Origin of the sequence: Sporofaciens sp. JLR.KK001, from assembly GCF_036941055.1 — a bacterium.
Taxonomy (GTDB): Bacteria; Bacillota; Clostridia; order Lachnospirales; family Lachnospiraceae; genus Sporofaciens.
On record NZ_JAYMNO010000002.1, the window covers coordinates 820,204 to 837,434 of the forward strand.

Genomic DNA, 17,231 nt, shown 5'->3' on the forward strand with positions numbered 1-17,231 from the left:
AAATAACGAATGAGAAAAAAGATATTACCTTATCTCTTACTGTCACCCATGATCCTGATCATGGGTGTATTAGTATTTTATCCTATTATAGCAACATTTTCATACAGCTTAAAGAAATGGAAGCTGACCGCCCCGAACGATATCCATATGGTGGGGCTTCGCAACTATGCCGCGATCTTAAAATCCGATTCCTTCTGGTACAGTTTTCAGAATACCCTTTTTATCCTTGCGGTCGTAGTCCTTCTGACAACTGTACTAGGATTCCTTACGTCCATTTTCCTGAATATTGATGTGAAATGGTCTGGAATCCTGCTGGCTGTCGCCATGCTGCCCTGGGCTCTTCCCCCCTATGTAAACGGTATCCTCTGGAAATTCGTATTCTCCTCAGGGTACGGTTTCATGAACAAAGCAGTCATCGGTCTTGGCCTTGCTGGCAAACCGATCGAATGGCTCAGTTCCCGCTGGTCGCTCCTTCTGATCGTATCCCTGGTTGTGACCTGGCGCAGTATCCCATTTACGGCGTTGGTATGTCTGGCGGGCAGGCAGTCGATCCCTGACGGTCTCTACGAAGCGGCACGCATCGACGGCGGAAACAGGCGGACGATCTTCCGGATGATCACCCTGCCTCTCATGCTTCCGTTTCTGGCGATCGGCATTACATCCACATCCGTCACAGCCATCAACGTATTCGACGAGATCATCGCATTATCTGGATACAGCGATCTGGGGAAAAACATATTGGTAGAGAGCTATATGACTACTTTCTCTTTCCTGGATTTCGGAAAAGGAAGCGCAGTTACTTATCTGGTAATGCTGTTTGCGGGAATCTTAGGGATCTTCTACCTTAGAAGTCTGAATAAGGAGGTAGAATACTGATGAAATTCAGCAAAAAGATCGGCTATTTCATAGCCCTCCTGATCTTCCTGATATTGACGCTTGGACCGTTCCTGTGGACATTCGTACTGTCCGTCACCCCGGAATACGCTATGATGGAGAAGACGACAAGACTGCTGCCCGAAGTCATTACCTATGACAATTACCGGGAACTTCTGACATCTGGAACACAGAAGGGCAGCATCCTGGTCACCGGCATAAGAAATGCATTAAAGGCAGTGGGGGCAACTCTGATCCTTGGAATCCCTATAGCCATGATGAGCGCATACGCCCTGAGCCGTATGGAATTCAAAGGGCGGCGCCTGATCAAGAACCTGCTTTTGATTACCATGGTCATTCCGGTGATGGCAACCATCATCCCCCTGTTCCGCCTGTTCGTAGCAAGACAATGGCTGGATGACGTGTTCTGGCTGAGCACTGTTTATGTAAGCTCTTATCTGCCAATGACAACCTGGCTGATGTCGAATTATTTCGCCACCATACCGAAGGAACTGGAAGAAGCCGCCCAGATCGACGGCTGCGGACGATTGTCTTCCTTTCTTCGGATTATTCTGCCGACCTCTTATCCTATTATCCTGTCGGCAGCGCTTATTATGTTCCTGAATACCTGGAGTCAGTTCCAGATCCCTCTGATCTTGGCATCCTCCCTGGAGACGAAGCCGGTGGCAATCGTGGTGTCTGAGTTCATGACGAAGGATTCTGTCCAATACGGCCTTACAGCTGCGGCAGGAATGATCGCGGTCCTTCCGCCGGCGATCACGGCGCTGATCTTCCGGAAATTCCTAATCTCGGGGATGATGGGCGGAGCGGTGAAGGGCTAGTATATCATTGCGTTAATCTTGAAGTAATAGTGCTTGATATTCGTGTCAGCTGTGCGTCTACGAACCGACGGTGTAGCGGGCTACATCTAGGTTCGAAGGCGTGCAGATGGCATGGATAGCAAGTGCTTATTACCAAAGAATTAATGCAATGATGTACTAGGAACTTATTTTTCGGTGTACTAGTATAAATTGGCAGCGAATATATATAAGAAAATTTTCATTCCTATTCCGCCGAATATATAGTATAATCGTATCAGTTCAGACTTTTTAATGAAGTCAAAAAGGGAGATTGGGAATCATGAACAAGACCGCTTATGGTAAACCCCAATAGTCAAAATCTCTTTATTGAAAATTGCTTGAAAGGCGGAAATATCATGAAACAGATCTTACTAGTGGAGGATGACTTAAGTCTGATCGGCGGGCTTTCTTTCGCCGTCAGAAAAGAAGGTTATGAAGTCGACGTCGCCCGCACAAGCCTTGAGGCAGATGCACTTTGGGCTGACGGGAAATACGATCTGGTCATTCTGGACGTCTCTCTCCCGGACGGTTCCGGATTCGACTTATGTAAAAAGCTGCGCCTGACTTCCAAGGTTCCGATCATGTTCTTAACTGCCGCAGACGAGGAGACGGATGTGATCATGGGACTTGATATCGGCGGAGACGACTATATCACCAAGCCGTTCAAGCTGGCAATCTTCCTCTCAAGAGTCAATGCCTTGCTCCGCAGAAGCAGTAATTTCAGCCGGGAGACTCCGGAATTGAATTCAAACGATATCCGTATTGAACTAATCAAAGGCGAGGTCTATAAAAATAACAAACTGATCGATTTGACGGCGAGTGAATATAAGCTGCTGTGTCTGTTCATGGAAAATCCCAATATCGTACTTTCACCGGAACAGATCTTGAACAGGCTGTGGGACTGTAATGAGAATTATGTAGATAATAATACCCTGACGGTCTATATACGGAGGCTCCGCACGAAGATCGAGGATGATCCGGGCAAGCCGGAGAGGATCGTAACCGTCCGCCGAATGGGCTATAAATGGAATACGGATAGAAAGGGCCTTTAATGGAAAATCTATGTAAGATACTTGCTAATCAGAAAATCAAGGCGTTGTTTTACCAAATCCTGTTGTGCATGACAGGATTTGCGCTGTTTTCTGCCGCTCTCCTGCGGCTTGAACCGAAACAGACCGCACATTATATCGCAGTCAGCGCTTTGTTGATGGGATTCCTGATCCTGACTGCCTGTTATAGATATTTCAAAGAGCAGGATGAGATCATGGAACATGCAGCGGAACAGATCAGAGAATACATTTCCGGCAACGAAAAAGCCCGTATCGAATGTCAAGAAGAAGGAGAACTCTACAGGCTGTTTCATGAAGTGAATACTTTAGTTTCCATCCTGAATGCCCACACTGAGAAGGAGGGAAAAGAGAAAGAATTCTTAAGAAATACGATATCCGATATCTCTCATCAGCTAAAGACTCCGCTGGCAGCCTTGAATATCTACAATGGAATTCTGCAGGGAGAAGCCGAAAACCTTCCGACGGTCAGAGAATTTACCGATCTGTCCGAACAGGAATTGGAACGGATCGAAACGCTGGTAATGAACCTGTTAAAGATCTCTAAATTTGATTCCGGTACAATTGTGCTTGAGAAGACGCCGGAAAATGTGTCCGAGATGATGGAACGCATCAAGAAGCATTTCTCTTTCCGCGCCGGGCAAGAAGGGAAAGAGATCATCCTCTCGGGAGACGAATCGACAGATTTCGCCTGTGACCGGAACTGGTTGATGGAGGCGGTCATCAATATTGTGAAAAATGCTTTGGATCATACGAAAAGAGGAGACTCTGTCCGAATCGAATGGAAGACGTCGGCATCTGCGCTTCAGATTGCAGTAATAGACAATGGGAGCGGTATCCATCCAGAGGATCTGTACTATATCTTTAAGCGATTCTACCGAAGCCGGTATTCTAAGGACACACAAGGGATCGGGCTTGGTCTTCCTCTCGCAAAATCTATCATCGAAGCACACGGCGGCAGCATCACAGCCGACAGCGATCTGGGACGCGGCACCGCATTTTACATCTATTTCCACGACCATTCCTACAAAACTGTAGGATAATTGTAATATTACAGTAGGGCTGATATGATATTCTCTTCGTACATCGAAAATGAACGCATTTCCGATGTACGAGTTTTTTATAGGAGGTCTTATATTTATGAATTTGTTGGAAGTCAAATCAATTTCCAAAACTTACGGAGAAGGAGATACCGCCGTACATGCACTTAAGAAAATAAGCTTTTCCGTTCCGAAAGGGGAATTCGTCGCGATTGTCGGGGAATCCGGCTCCGGCAAGAGTACCCTGCTGAATATGATCGGCGCGCTGGATACGCCTTCATTTGGAAAAGTCTATATCGACGGCAAAGATATCTTCGCAATGAAAGAACGAAGCCTTACGGTCTTCCGCCGCAGAAATATCGGTTTTATATTCCAGAGCTTCAATCTGATCCCTGAACTGACGGTTGAGCAGAATATCCTGTTCCCGGTACTTCTCGACTATCAGAAGCCCAACAGGAGATACCTGGAAGAACTGCTCTCCGTGTTAAATCTTACGGACCGCCGTCATCATCTGCCAAGTCAGTTGTCCGGAGGACAACAGCAGAGAGCGGCAATCGGGCGGGCGCTGATCACCCGACCTGCCCTCATCCTTGCAGACGAGCCGACGGGGAATCTGGACACCCAGAACAGCAGAGAGGTGATCTCTCTTCTGAAAGAAGCGTCCAAAAAATATGAACAAACCATCATCATGATCACCCACAGCCAAGGCATTGCGCAGACGGCCGACCGCATCCTGCAGGTATCGGACGGGGAACTGACAGATTTCGGAAGGGCGCAAGACGTCCGGGGGACGTCTGCTATGCGCGGAACGGAAAGGAAAGGAGACAGACAATGAAAAGTTATCTTAGCCTGATTCCAATCTCTGCGCGTATCCACAGACGGCAGAACCGCATGACACTCCTGTGCATTGTGATTTCGGTGTTTCTTGTGACAGCGATCTTCAGCGTAGCAGACACTTTCGTAAGGGCCACGGACAAATCCATGAAGGAAAAACACGGCAGCTGGCATATCCGCCTTGACAACATTTCACAGGAGACGGGAGATAAGATCAGCCGCCGGGCGGACGTTATGGCTGCCGGCTGGTCAGATTCATTCAACTTAGATGCGGATCATCCCTACTATATCGGTGAGAAAAAAGCAGCACTTTACGGCGCGGACGAAACCTATCTGTCTCAGCTTACAAGCAGCCTCGAAGAAGGCGGCATCCCGCAGAATGATAATGAGGTAATGCTTAGCAGCAATGCGAAACTGGCTTTGGACGTGCAGGTCGGAAGCCTGGTGACCCTGCGCACGCCCGCCGGGGATACGGATTTTACCGTGTCTGGCTTCGGTTCCGATGATAAGGAGTATTATCAGGGACAGATGTATATGACCGCCGTGTATATGACAAGGAACTCATTTCACACGATTATGGCTGCAAACGCAATAGAAGAACATCCCTCTTATTATGTGCAGTTTCAGAAGATATCCGGTGCGTCGGAATCGATTGCGGATATGAAGCAGCAATATGATCTGACCGATGAGAATATTTCCGAAAATACTGCCGTCATGGGAATCTCCGGTCAGAGCAGCAGCCAGTCTTTCAACGGGATCTATCAGATCGCGGCTATGCTGTTCGTCCTGGTATTATTAGCAGGAGTATTGATGATCTCCGGCAGCTTAAACAGCAATATCTCTCAGCGGACACAATTCTTCGGCATGATGCGCTGTATCGGCGCAAGCCGCCGGCAGATCGTAAGGTTTGTTCGCCTGGAAGCATTGAACTGGTGTAAAACTGCCGTTCCGGTTGGACTGATCTTCGGCACGCTGGTAAGCTTCGGGATATGCGCATATCTGCGTTATGGGATAGGCGGAGAATTTGCTTCCATGCAGGTATTCGCAATCAGTCCTGCAGGGCTTATCAGCGGAATGCTGGTCGGCATTGTGACTGTTCTGCTGGCGGCACAAGCCCCTGCCAAACGGGCAGCCAGAACCTCCCCTGTGTCGGCGGTTTCCGGCAATTCAGAAGCAGCCGCTTCGAAGCGGCGTGTGATCCGGCATAACGTCGGAAGAATAGAGCAGACTCTGGGAATTCATCATGCGGCCGGTTCGAGGAAGAACTGGATCCTGATGACCTCTTCCTTTGCACTCACGATCATCATAGCCTTATGCTTCTCGGTCGGCATCGATTTTGCACGGGGGCTCATGCCCAGCCTAAAATCCTGGCAGCCGGATCTTTTCCTTAATGGCTACAACAATGCACTGGTACTGGAACAGCATACAAAAGATGTGATTCTTGATATTTCCGGGGTGGATCGTGCTTTTGGAACTGCATACCTTGACCACATTCCGGCAACTTCTTCAAGACCGGGAATCGACTATATTAATCTGGAATCCTATGATGAGAATTTGCTGAAAAATGCCGAAGATGAGGTCGTCCAGGGGAATCTGCGGGATATCTCCGGAGACAGCAATAAAGTCATGACGGTCTACAGCAAGGATAATCCCCTGAAAATCGGCGACACTATCCAGATTGCCGGAAATGAGGTTGAGGTTACCTGTTCCGTATCCGGCAGCCTGTTTCCGGGCGAACGTCTTGTCATCTGCTCCCAGGAGACATTCGAGAGACTGACCGGAGCAGACGGACTTACCATGATTGGTATACAGCTTGACGAAGATGCCGATGAAGGGACCCTTCAGCAGATTAATAAATTAACCGGGAGTGATGTGATCTTCACGGACACCAGGGTACAGAACAGAGAGTCGAATACCACTTATATGGCCTTACGGCTTGGTGTATATGGCTTTCTGTCGATCATCGGAATGGTTACGATGTTCTATATCATGAACAGTATATCTATCAGTGTGGCGGCAAGGACGAAGCAGTACGGAGCTATGCGTGCGGTTGGTATGGACGGAACCCAGCTTATCCTGATGATCGTGGCAGAGGCATTTACCTATGCTGTGTCCGGCCTCATATGCGGCTTCGGAATCGGGCTTCCCCTGAGTTACCTCCTGTATGACCAGCTGGTAACGCGGCACATGGGAATGGTATGGCATCCGCCGGTGGCGCTGTTGTGTCTGATCGTCTTGTTTGTGGCGGTGTGTGCGGCGGCGGCAGTCTATGCCCCGGCAAAGCGGATCCGGAATATGGCGATCACGGAGACGATTAATGAATTATAAATATTTACAACGGCAGCAGCTTTTGACTGCTGCCGTATCTTTGAGAATATAACTCATCCGATCAATACCGTTTTCCCCTCAAATGCGAACCCATACTTCCGAATCCGTTCCTGTGAGATTCCTTTTGCCTCCAACACAGCGGTATATTTCTTACGGTCAATCTGATCCAAGGCTTCTTGAACTGTATCTGCAAGAGTATCTTCGTCATCCGGGTCATGAACTTTAAACTCCAGGATAATAGCATCGTCCGCATCTTCGGCAGGCTCTAACATTACATCATATCTCCCAAACCCGCTTTCACGGTTGGAGGTAATGGAATATCGCCCGGCAAGATCCACCATCAATCCAAGTACAAAACCATGGTAAAACCTTTCTGGTTCTGTTGCTTTAGAGGTATTCTTTCCTGTATCAAAATAACTAAAAGTCTCAAGCGCAACCCGGTTCATATATAGATTCATTGCTTTCTTATCATCTAGTAATAATGCTTTGATAAAATTATTATATGCCGGTGTAAACTCTGAAAACCAATCCTCTATCATCCATTCAAACATAAGAGATACTTCGCGGTTCGTGAGTACAAGCTCATATGTGGTCCTGTCTCTTTTATCCATGCTTAACTGCTTCACACGCAGATAGCCGCCTGCAAGCAGAAGACTCCAGACAGCGCCTTCTCTTCGTCCCAGTTGATTGAAGATAATCTGCTCATCAATCTGTGTATACAAGGACTTTCCAGACAGAAGATCCTCCATGATCATTTTTGTATCGGCGCTTCCCTCTCGAATCAGCTTCCCAACCAGACTGTTACTGCTGGTATTGGCCCAATAAGGAGCGAATTTTGCATATTTTAAATAATTTATGATAGACCAGGGGTTGTAGATATCGGTCCTATTACCGAATGTAAACCCGTCATACCAACTTCTGACCTCGTCTTTGTGGGATGATAATCCATATTCGTCCAATGCCCTCCAGACTTCCTGCTGGGTAAACCCGAAACAGTCTGTATACAGATCAGAGGTGGTTGTAACTACCGTCAGATTATTGAGGTCAGAAAAGACAGATTCCTTGCTGACCCTGGTAATTCCGGTCATGAGAGCCCTTGCAAGGAAAGGGTTTGTCTTAAATGTGGAATTGAATAATTTTCTGATAAAGGAAACCAGTTCATCCCAGTAGCCGTACACATAAGCCTCCTGCATAGGCGTATCGTATTCGTCCAACAAGATAATCACCTTTTTTCCATAATAACGCATCAGGTAATCGGATAATGCCTTTAAGGAATTGACAGCCAGATAATCCTCCATATCAACAGAGATATTTTGATATGCTTTTTTTTCATCTTCATTCAGATAACTGCCTCCCAAGAGGAAATCATATCTGTTATACAGATCTTTTATAATCTGACAGATACTTTTCCTTGCTTCGGGAAAAGTCGTTTCCTTCATATCGGCAAAACTAAAAAATATAACCGGGTATGTTCCCTGCAGTTCCCGGTATTTTTCTTCTTTCCAGACAGACAAATCCTGAAATAAATCACCTCTTCCGAAATAATTGACAGAGAAAAAATGATCCGTCATATCCAAATTCAATGTTTTTCCAAAACGCCTGGGTCGGGTGATCAAGGTTACTGTATCGTTATTCTCCCACCATTCTTTAATAAACATGGTCTTATCAATATAGAAGTTATCACTTGTTATCATCTGTTCAAAGTCCTGATGACCAATCCCGACTACTCTTGGCATAACGGCGCCCTCCAACTATTTTCTTATATCTTATCATTCTTCCGGCAGAAATTCAACGAGTATGGAGTTATGGTTCTCCTGAGATCCATTGCCCAGATCTGTTTGCGCTTGCGGCTTTCCGGAACATAATGTATTATAATCTCATTCAAATGTACTTGCAGGCATGCCACTTGGCTCGTTGCCCGCGGGAATAATTATGTCACACAAACCAAATTTCGAGGTATAGAACTGCCGGAGATTTCTGTCATGATCCGTAAGCGGCATCATTTTCTTATCCTTGAAATTGCAAATCCAATAAGTTGGATGGAGAATACGCCGGTTTATCTTCAGCTACAATGGTTTGACACTGTGGAAGAGGTAAAGGTATCGTCCGAACTGCGTAACAAACGATGGAACACGGAGATTACCGCGCGGGATGCTCTATATCTTGAAAAATTGGGGATGTCTATGCACTAAGTTTTTTAGTGCGTATTATACGACTTTTTGGATCAGACAGCAGAATACGGAACAAGATTGAAAAATATCAGGCTAACAGCGCTGCTATGTTTGAAACCGTTTACGGAGAATGAGATGCCGCTTACAAAGAACAGCTTGAAAGAATAAATTTTTGTCCGATATACTCTGTTGAAAGATAATAATAAACGGAGGTAGATGATTATGGTAAACAATGTAAAACCTCTCTATTCAGATGGAATACAGACGGCAGAAAGAGGAAAGCTTATAATGCATAAATTTGATGCATATGAAAAGGGAGAGCATGAAGAGTCTGCCGGATGCTATAGAATTGTGTCAATTCTATTATCTCGCATTTTTCCATAAATGGGAGGTTTTTTAATAATTTTTTTATATTTCCTCAAAATAAGCCACTGCAAAGAAAGGAAGATCCTATGCTTTACCCAGACACCACCCACCGGCTCGAAACTGTATTTGAACACGGCAGGCTGCCCACCCTTGTCTACATCAATAAGCAGAACCACACAAGGAAAGCCATCCGCCGACCGCTGCACCGGCATGACTCTATCTGTGAATTACTATTCGTATACCAGGGAACCGGCACCTATTATGTGAACGGGAAATCCTACCCGCTCTCGGAAGGCAGCGTGATCTACTACAACCAGGGAGATCTCCACGAGGTGATCTCCGAGACAGAACATGAGATCGGAGATTACTGTATCGGTATCTCTAACCTCCGCCGGTGTGATCTGCCTCCGGGATGTCTGATCTCTCCCGGCGAACCAAGCGTCCGGCAGGCCGGTTCCCTGTACCCAATGCTTCTGTCCATGTGTGAACAGATGTATACTCTGGAGGGAACCAACGACAAGGGCAAGCTTACGGCACAACTTCTATGCTCCGCGATCATCGTACTTACCAGTCAGTTAGAGAGCTTCCCGCTGACCGGCGCGAAGGAATCCGGCGAAGCACATATGGTACTGCGGATCCGCAACTATCTGAACGAACATTTTATGGAGGATATCACTCTCGACACTGCCGGGGAAGCATTGGGATGCTCGGCAACTTATATCTCCCATATCTTCAAGAAAGCAACTGGCAGAACCCCGATCCAATATATCATCCGCAGACGGATCGGACACGCCCAGACGCTTCTGATCTCAACCGATCATTCTGTCACGCGGATCGCTGCCATCGTAGGATACGATAATACGAATTATTTCAGTACCATTTTCTCTAAAGTCGTGGGAATATCACCTGCTCGATACAGAGAATTTTATAAAGAAGAAATGAAGGGGTTTAAGGATCAGTCATAGGAAGTCAAAGTACAGGATTATGAAGGCACGGCTGAAAAATCTATCTTAAACAGACCATTTTCCACATCAAACAGATATTTCCCATACAGCATAGTGAAGGCAGAATTTCCCAAATACTTTATAATATAAATATATAAACACAAAGCCGACCGCAGCAGATCATCTCATTGCTGCACAGATTGGTCAAAAAATTATCAGGAGGGAAAATTATGAGTATGAATATCTGCGGAGCGCCCTGCTGCTGGGGCGTAGACGATGTGAAGAATCCTTATCTCCCGCCGTGGCAGAGAGTTCTTAAGGAAGCCAGAGAAGCCGGATACCGGGCAATCGAGCTGGGGCCTTACGGATATCTTCCGATCAATGTGGAGGAAGTATCCGCGGAGCTTAAGAAGAACGGACTGTCTATCGTTGCGGGCACGATCTTCGACGATCTGGTTGACGAGAATAATTATGAAAATCTGCTGAAGCAGACGGATGATATCTGCTCTCTCATTACGAAGCTGCCGCCTCTTCCGGTACATGAAGGCCAGCACTATCCCACTCCCTATATGACCATCATGGACTGGGGTCACGACGAAAGAGATTACGCGGCAGGACATTCTGACAAGGCGCCGAGGCTTACCGAGGTACAATGGAATACCATGATCACTCACATCAAAGGAATCTGCAAAAAGGCGGCAGAATACGGCGTCCGCCCGGTGATACACCCCCATGCAGGCGGATATATTGAATTTGCCGATGAGATCGATGGAATCATAAGAGATATTCCTTACGAACTGGCAGGACTGTGCCTGGACACGGGGCATCTGTATTACTCCGGCATGGATCCGGTCGAATGGCTGAAAAAATACGCCTCCCGATTGGATTACGTTCACTTCAAAGACGTAGACGAGACGGTCTACCGGGAAGTTCTCGGTATGAAGATCCGCTTCTTTGAAGCCTGCGGCAAGGGCGCTATGTGCCCCATCGGCAAGGGGACTTTGGACTATCCGGGAATCAAGGAAGCTCTGCTGGAAATCGGATACAGCGGATATATCACCATTGAACAGGAACGAGACCCAAGGAATTCCGATACCAGCCTTCGGGATGTGAAGGAAAGCGTTACATACCTTAAGAGCGTCGGATTCAGCAAATGATCAGGAGGATAGAAACCATGTATTACGGAGAGAAGAAAATAGACAAACCAATCCGCTGGGCGATGGTCGGCGGAGGAAAGGGCAGCCAGATCGGTTATATTCACCGTTCCGCGGCGCTTCGGGACTTCAGCTTTGAGCTGGTCGCCGGAGCATTCGACATTGATCCAGAGAGAGGAAAAGCATTCGGCAGAGAACTTCACGTTGCAGAAGACAGATGCTATCCCGACTACAAAACCATGTTTGCCGAAGAAGCCAAGAGAGAAGACGGCATCCAGGCTGTTTCCATTGCAACGCCAAACGGAACACATTTTGAGATCACAAAAGCCGCACTGGAGGCCGGCCTTCATGTAGTATGCGAGAAACCTCTTTGTTTCACGGCCGAAGAGGCTAAGGAATTAGAAGAACTGGCCAAAAAGCAGAATAAGATCGTAGGCGTCACCTACGGATATGCCGGACACCAGATGATCCAGGAGGCGCGCAAGCTGATCGAAAAAGGTATGCTTGGGAAGATCCGCATTGTAAATATGCAGTTCGCCCACGGTTTCCACAACGTCGCCGTGGAGAAGAACACAGCCTCCACCAAGTGGCGGGTAGATCCAAAGGTTGCCGGACCTTCTTATGTCCTGGGCGATGTGGGAACCCATCCCTTATATCTGTCAGAGGTCATGCTGCCGGATATGAAGATCAAGCGCCTGATGTGCAGCCGCCAATCCTTCGTAGAATCCCGCGCACCGTTGGAGGACAACGCAATGACTATCATGGAATACGATAACGGGGCTGTCGGATATGTCTGGTCAAGCTGTGTCAACTGCGGCTCCATGCATGGTCAGAAGATCCGCGTGATCGGCGAGAAAGCCTCCCTGGAATGGTGGGACGAGCGACCCAATCAACTGACTTATGAGGTACAGGGGGAGCCTGTCCGTATCTTAGAGAGAGGCATGGGTTACCTGGACGAATCCTCTGTTCTGGAGGATAGGATCGGCGGAGGCCACCCGGAAGGCTTATTCGAAGCATGGAGCAACCTGTACAGCCGATTTGCACAGGCAATGGATGCGGCAGACCATGGGAAGACCGTTGACTTCTGGTATCCAGACGTACATGCAGGCGCAGAAGGCGTAAGATGGGTAGAGAACTGCGTCCGCTCTGCAGATAACGGGGCTTCCTGGGTAGATTACATATAATTTGCATGAAGGAGAGAAGCATATGAAAATAGCATTTGACGTCGATGTTCTGGCCAAGCAGATGGATATCAACCGTATGGTCCATCAGGTAGCCGATTGGGGATACAAATATATCGAACAGTCCCCGCATCCAAGAATCAATCCGTTCTACAAGCATCCTCTTTTCTCAAAGGAATGCGAGGCAGAATACAGAAAAGCGCTTAAGGAGACCGGAGTTGAGATCTCGTCTTTCATCGTAGTATACCGTTGGTCAGGACCGACAGAAGAGCAGAGACAGTTCGCGGTAGCTAACTGGAAACGAATGATACAGATCGCCGGCGATATGGGTGTCAAAGTCATCAACACGGAGCTCTCCGGCGACCCTAACCAGCAGGAGATCTGCAACGGCATGTGGTTTCGGTCAATGGAAGAACTTCTTCCGCTCATAGAACGCGAAGGGATCCGTGTAGAGATCCAGTCACATCCATATGATTTCTGTGAACTGAACAACGAGACCTGCGATATGGTAAAATCCTTCCGCTCAAAGCACCTGGGTTATGTCTATTCATCACCTCACGGCTTCTTCTACGATCAGGGAAAAGGTGATGTACGCTCCATGCTGCGCTATGCGGGAGATGAACTGACACACGTTCTGTTCGCTGATACCTTTAACCAGACTCTTGACTGCCGCTACATTGCTAATCCGCCGTGGCTCAACGGCAGAGGCAAGGCAGATGTGACTATCCATCAGCATCTCGCAATGGGCGAAGGAGACGTTGATTTCGACGGCATCTTTGAAACCCTGCGTGAAATGGACTTCGCAAACAAACAGCTTGGAACGGCTCCTCCGAAAGCAGGCGGAGACAACATCGCCTGTGTATCCATGTTCGGATTCCCGGAAAAGATGGAAAAGCAAGCGCCTCAGGCAAGAGAACGGATCGAAGCAGAATTACTCTAATTTTTCTAAAACACCTCAGATCAGTTATTTTTCTGTGAAAAACTACTGATTTGAGGTGTTTTTATTCCCGTGAGCAACGAGCCAAGCGGGCATACTTGCATGCACATTTGGCGACCGCTGCTATCGCAATATTTTTCCTAATACTAATATACGATAGATACTACCAATATATCCATATATTGATTATAATTATCAATTTAACTTTTGCAAAAATCTATGCTAATGTATTTTTTAGATACCACTACTATATTGTATTTTATGGTTGGTAATTTTATTCAGTTTAGGAGAAGATCATGTCAAAGAAACAAAAAGATTATATGGACAGCAGCCAGCTTGCCCATCTGACAAAACAACAGCTGCATGAACTGGAAGAAAAAGAGAAGACTGCATGGCAGAAAGCCCTGGACTGGCTCATCATGATCCTGCCGTTTGTCTGCGGCGGCGCAGCGGTTCTGGAATACTGGATGATCCCCAACGGAAGCCCTAACGATCATCCGTATACATACGTGGGATTTCTTGCCGTATTGATCGGCGCATATCTGGTTTATTTTCTATTTTCTGCTGCATTAAAACTAAGAGGAGACAAAACCAGAATCGATACACTCCGTTATCAGGCACCGCTTTTTTCGGCGCTGTTCTTGCTGCTTGCGGGCTATGATTACCTGACATTGAAGACAGGTATCCTGACACAGCCTTTTGTTCCCTGTATGAACTATATTATTAACATTGCGTGGATCGACCGCGCCTATCTGCTGGAATGTACGTTACACACGCTGCGTCTGCTGTTTCTGGGGTATTTCATAGGGATTGCCCTTGGCCTGGTCACGGGTATTACCTGCGGGTACTCGGAACGGGTGCGTTACTGGGTCAATCCGGTCATCAAATTCCTTGGTCCGATCCCTACTTCCACATGGATCCCCATTGTAATGGTTGTCGCAACATCTCTGTTTAAAGGGGCGGTATTTATCATTGCATTAGGCTCCTGGTTTGCCGTGACGGTTGCTTCCATGACGGGAATCTCTAACGTGGACAAAGACTTTTTCGACGCGGCAAGAACGCTTGGGGCGAGTTCCAGGCAGCTAGTGTTCCGGGTCGCAATACCTCATGCGATGCCTTCCATACTGCAAGGATGCACACAGGCAATGAGCTCCGCATGTGTAGCAATCATGATCGCAGAGATGATGGGTGTGAAGGCAGGCCTTGGCTGGTATATGAACTGGGCCAAATCATGGGCGGCTTATGATAAGATGTTCGCGGCGCTGTTCGTGATCTGTTTTATATTCACGATCGTTACTAAGGCGCTGGATCTTATCAAGAAGCGCGTATTAAGATGGCAGAATGGAGTTGTGAAATAGATGGCTGATAAGAAGGTTACGTTAGAGATTAAAAATGTATCGAAGAGTTTTGCGAAAGTGGAAAACGACGAGGTTACCCACGCGCTCAATAAGATCGACTTAAGCCTAGAAAGCGGTGAGTTCGTCAGTCTGGTGGGACCCTCCGGCTGCGGGAAATCTACAATCCTCAGACTGGTCGCAGGATTGATCATGCCGACGACAGGGAAGCTTACCGTAGACGGCAAGGAGATTACACAGCCGTCCCCGGAGAGAGGCATGATGTTCCAGAAGTCCACCTTATTCCCATGGCTGACGGTCGAGAAGAATATTGCGTTCAGCCTTAAGATGCAGGGCAAGCTGAGAGGAAATGAAGACAAAGTAGAGCGTCTGCTGAAGGTGATCGGCCTGGAGGCGTTCCGCAATGACTATCCGGGACAGTTATCCGGCGGTATGGCCCAGAGGGTCGCACTGATGCGGTCGCTGATCAACGAGCCTGATATTCTTCTGCTGGATGAACCCCTTGGGGCGTTGGATGCATTTACCCGCATGAATATGCAGGATGAGATCCTCAAGATCTGGCAGGCGAAAGGACAGCTTGCGCTGATGGTGACCCATGATGTGGACGAGGCTGTCTACATGGGAACCCGCGTTATCGTCATGGACGCCAACCCAGGACGGGTGGTGGCGGATATCAAGATCGATGAAGAATATCCAAGAGACCGTTCTTCGGCGGCGTTTGTCGAATACCGGAATCAGATCCTTAACCGGCTGCACTTCGGCGGGAGAGGGTAATTTATTGTTATGTTCCGTTGAATCAGGAGGAATTTAACCGTTCCCCAATGATTTTTATGGATAAATATTTAAGAAAAAGGAGAAAAAGTACAATGAAATGGATGGATGCAAAGCGTCTGGCAGCAACGGCAATGGTTGCGGCTATGACCGTATCACTGGCTGCCTGCGGGACACCGGGAGAGCCGGCAAGCAAGGATGATTCTGCAAAAACTGAGACCGAGAGCGAAAGCAAGGACAACGGCGCAGAGACGAACGCAGAACGTCCGGAAGCTGTTTCCGAAGAAGATTGGGAGGCTATGCAGAAGGAACCTGTATTCGGTACGGAGATAAACTATCTGTTCAACGGCGGAGCCTGTGTGTCTGCAAAATATATGGCGGAAGTGCAGGGATACTATGAAGAGTACGGTATCAATGCCACTTATATGGAAGGAGATTCTGTTGTGACGACTGTCGGGACCGGACAGTGTATGTGGGGCACCGACCACATTGCAACGATGCTCGTACCTGTGACCAACGGAGTAGACATGACCTTCGTTGCAGGAGCGCATATCGGCTGTAAGTCTATCTTTGTTAATGCCGACAGCGACATCAAGACAGTAGAGGACTTGAAGGGCAAGAAGATCGCGATTCATGACGGTATCGGAAATTCTGACCAGAACATTACATACCGCCTGCTGGATGAGTACGGTATCGATCCTACAACAGATGTAGAATATCTGGACATCGCCGACAGTGCGGCTACGGTTGCTGCAATGGAAAGCGGCGAGGTTGACGCGTCTATCTTCTCGGATTACTTTGTGCTTGCCAATTATCCTGAAGATATGCGTATGATCTGCTCCATTACTTACAGTCCGGAATTCCAGGATGAGCCATGCTGCGTTACGGCGATGAATAACAAATTTATTGAGGAAAATCCCGTACATGCAAAATACGTGGTAATGGCGATCAAGCGCGCCGGCGAGTACAGCCGTCTAAATTCCGAGGACGCGGTTCAGGCAATGTTTGACACCGACAAGATGACCGGCGAGAAAGAGGATCAGATGGTATTCTGGGATTCCCTGCATTTCGGACTGTCGGATGCATTTACCGAGAGAGCGCTTAAGGAGATTGCAGAGGATTATATCCGTCTTGGAATTATTGAGGACAAGGATATGACGGCGGATAAAGTGATGGAACTGGCATGGACGCCGATATGCCCGGATGATGAGATCGAAGGATTGACAGTCGGAGATCCTGTGGAACCGGACAATGCGGTTGTTCCAGTGAAGCAGAATGAGAATCCGGTTGTATCTGAGAATTTTGGGCTTTCAGAATAATATAAGAAAATATTCGGGGTGCGGTCTGATG

At 47.6% G+C, this 17,231-nt stretch carries 16 protein-coding genes; 15 read left to right on the top strand and 1 reads right to left on the bottom strand.

Annotated elements, in window-relative coordinates; translation table 11 throughout:
• The first annotated feature begins 9 nt into the window (after window positions 1-9).
• From VSQ62_RS29115 to VSQ62_RS29140, 6 genes are all read left to right on the top strand, one after another.
• Window positions 10-876 (top strand): carbohydrate ABC transporter permease, encoded by an 867-nt coding sequence (locus tag VSQ62_RS29115; RefSeq protein WP_334638364.1) that lies wholly within the window; start codon window positions 10-12, stop codon window positions 874-876.
• Window positions 876-1,715, top strand: coding sequence for a carbohydrate ABC transporter permease (locus VSQ62_RS29120; protein ID WP_334638365.1), 840 nt, complete (start codon window positions 876-878; stop codon window positions 1,713-1,715). The genes VSQ62_RS29115 and VSQ62_RS29120 overlap by 1 nt, the downstream gene beginning before the upstream one ends.
• A 374-nt stretch (window positions 1,716-2,089) precedes the next feature.
• Window positions 2,090-2,785 carry a response regulator transcription factor gene (locus VSQ62_RS29125; protein ID WP_334638366.1) on the top strand — a complete coding sequence of 232 codons (696 nt, stop codon included), beginning with the start codon at window positions 2,090-2,092 and terminating at the stop codon, window positions 2,783-2,785.
• A complete protein-coding gene (locus VSQ62_RS29130; protein ID WP_334638367.1) occupies window positions 2,785-3,843 on the top strand; it encodes a sensor histidine kinase in 1,059 nt (352 codons plus the stop codon). Before VSQ62_RS29125 ends, VSQ62_RS29130 begins: the two co-directional genes overlap by 1 nt.
• Window positions 3,844-3,940: 97 nt before the next feature.
• A complete protein-coding gene (locus VSQ62_RS29135; protein ID WP_334638368.1) occupies window positions 3,941-4,675 on the top strand; it encodes an ABC transporter ATP-binding protein in 735 nt (244 codons plus the stop codon).
• On the top strand, window positions 4,672-7,002 hold the full coding sequence (locus VSQ62_RS29140) for an ABC transporter permease (RefSeq protein WP_334638369.1): 2,331 nt from the start codon (window positions 4,672-4,674) through the stop codon (window positions 7,000-7,002). Before VSQ62_RS29135 ends, VSQ62_RS29140 begins: the two co-directional genes overlap by 4 nt.
• A 53-nt stretch (window positions 7,003-7,055) precedes the next feature.
• Here the strand turns inward: VSQ62_RS29140 and VSQ62_RS29145 are convergent, their stop codons facing one another.
• Window positions 7,056-8,738 (bottom strand): AAA family ATPase, encoded by a 1,683-nt coding sequence (locus tag VSQ62_RS29145; protein ID WP_334638370.1) that lies wholly within the window; start codon window positions 8,736-8,738, stop codon window positions 7,056-7,058.
• Window positions 8,739-8,984: 246 nt separating this feature from the next.
• Here VSQ62_RS29145 and VSQ62_RS29150 point away from each other — a divergent pair, with 246 nt between their 5' ends.
• The 9 genes from VSQ62_RS29150 (at window position 8,985) to VSQ62_RS29190 (ending at window position 17,200) form a co-directional block, all read left to right on the top strand.
• The gene (locus VSQ62_RS29150) at window positions 8,985-9,194 is read left to right on the top strand and encodes a hypothetical protein (RefSeq protein ID WP_334638371.1); all 210 of its coding nucleotides are present in this window, start codon (window positions 8,985-8,987) and stop codon (window positions 9,192-9,194) included.
• Window positions 9,195-9,395: 201 nt separating this feature from the next.
• Window positions 9,396-9,557 carry a hypothetical protein gene (locus tag VSQ62_RS29155; protein WP_334638372.1) on the top strand — a complete coding sequence of 54 codons (162 nt, stop codon included), beginning with the start codon at window positions 9,396-9,398 and terminating at the stop codon, window positions 9,555-9,557.
• A 68-nt stretch (window positions 9,558-9,625) separates the two neighbouring features.
• On the top strand, window positions 9,626-10,504 hold the full coding sequence (locus tag VSQ62_RS29160; RefSeq protein WP_334638373.1) for a helix-turn-helix transcriptional regulator: 879 nt from the start codon (window positions 9,626-9,628) through the stop codon (window positions 10,502-10,504).
• A 209-nt stretch (window positions 10,505-10,713) separates the two neighbouring features.
• Window positions 10,714-11,640, top strand: a complete 927-nt coding sequence (locus VSQ62_RS29165; RefSeq protein ID WP_334638374.1) for a sugar phosphate isomerase/epimerase family protein — start codon at window positions 10,714-10,716, stop codon at window positions 11,638-11,640.
• Between the two features lie 17 nt (window positions 11,641-11,657).
• Window positions 11,658-12,821, top strand: a complete 1,164-nt coding sequence (locus tag VSQ62_RS29170; protein ID WP_334638375.1) for a Gfo/Idh/MocA family protein — start codon at window positions 11,658-11,660, stop codon at window positions 12,819-12,821.
• A 22-nt stretch (window positions 12,822-12,843) separates the two neighbouring features.
• Window positions 12,844-13,758, top strand: a complete 915-nt coding sequence (locus VSQ62_RS29175) for a sugar phosphate isomerase/epimerase family protein (protein ID WP_334638376.1) — start codon at window positions 12,844-12,846, stop codon at window positions 13,756-13,758.
• Window positions 13,759-14,051: 293 nt separating this feature from the next.
• The gene (locus VSQ62_RS29180) at window positions 14,052-15,113 is read left to right on the top strand and encodes an ABC transporter permease (RefSeq protein WP_334638377.1); all 1,062 of its coding nucleotides are present in this window, start codon (window positions 14,052-14,054) and stop codon (window positions 15,111-15,113) included.
• Window positions 15,114-15,884: an ABC transporter ATP-binding protein gene (locus tag VSQ62_RS29185; RefSeq protein WP_334638378.1), complete on the top strand. Its 771-nt coding sequence runs from the start codon at window positions 15,114-15,116 to the stop codon at window positions 15,882-15,884.
• Between the two features lie 92 nt (window positions 15,885-15,976).
• Window positions 15,977-17,200: an ABC transporter substrate-binding protein gene (locus tag VSQ62_RS29190; protein WP_334638379.1), complete on the top strand. Its 1,224-nt coding sequence runs from the start codon at window positions 15,977-15,979 to the stop codon at window positions 17,198-17,200.
• Window positions 17,201-17,231: the final 31 nt, after the last annotated feature.

Coding starts and splice junctions, on each gene's coding strand:
- VSQ62_RS29115 (WP_334638364.1), top strand. CDS start 10: ATGAGAAAAAAGATATTACCTTATCTCTTACTGTCACCCATGATCCTG.
- VSQ62_RS29120 (WP_334638365.1), top strand. CDS start 876: ATGAAATTCAGCAAAAAGATCGGCTATTTCATAGCCCTCCTGATCTTC.
- VSQ62_RS29125 (WP_334638366.1), top strand. CDS start 2,090: ATGAAACAGATCTTACTAGTGGAGGATGACTTAAGTCTGATCGGCGGG.
- VSQ62_RS29130 (WP_334638367.1), top strand. CDS start 2,785: ATGGAAAATCTATGTAAGATACTTGCTAATCAGAAAATCAAGGCGTTG.
- VSQ62_RS29135 (WP_334638368.1), top strand. CDS start 3,941: ATGAATTTGTTGGAAGTCAAATCAATTTCCAAAACTTACGGAGAAGGA.
- VSQ62_RS29140 (WP_334638369.1), top strand. CDS start 4,672: ATGAAAAGTTATCTTAGCCTGATTCCAATCTCTGCGCGTATCCACAGA.
- VSQ62_RS29145 (WP_334638370.1), bottom strand. CDS start 8,738: ATGCCAAGAGTAGTCGGGATTGGTCATCAGGACTTTGAACAGATGATA.
- VSQ62_RS29150 (WP_334638371.1), top strand. CDS start 8,985: ATGATCCGTAAGCGGCATCATTTTCTTATCCTTGAAATTGCAAATCCA.
- VSQ62_RS29155 (WP_334638372.1), top strand. CDS start 9,396: ATGGTAAACAATGTAAAACCTCTCTATTCAGATGGAATACAGACGGCA.
- VSQ62_RS29160 (WP_334638373.1), top strand. CDS start 9,626: ATGCTTTACCCAGACACCACCCACCGGCTCGAAACTGTATTTGAACAC.
- VSQ62_RS29165 (WP_334638374.1), top strand. CDS start 10,714: ATGAGTATGAATATCTGCGGAGCGCCCTGCTGCTGGGGCGTAGACGAT.
- VSQ62_RS29170 (WP_334638375.1), top strand. CDS start 11,658: ATGTATTACGGAGAGAAGAAAATAGACAAACCAATCCGCTGGGCGATG.
- VSQ62_RS29175 (WP_334638376.1), top strand. CDS start 12,844: ATGAAAATAGCATTTGACGTCGATGTTCTGGCCAAGCAGATGGATATC.
- VSQ62_RS29180 (WP_334638377.1), top strand. CDS start 14,052: ATGTCAAAGAAACAAAAAGATTATATGGACAGCAGCCAGCTTGCCCAT.
- VSQ62_RS29185 (WP_334638378.1), top strand. CDS start 15,114: ATGGCTGATAAGAAGGTTACGTTAGAGATTAAAAATGTATCGAAGAGT.
- VSQ62_RS29190 (WP_334638379.1), top strand. CDS start 15,977: ATGAAATGGATGGATGCAAAGCGTCTGGCAGCAACGGCAATGGTTGCG.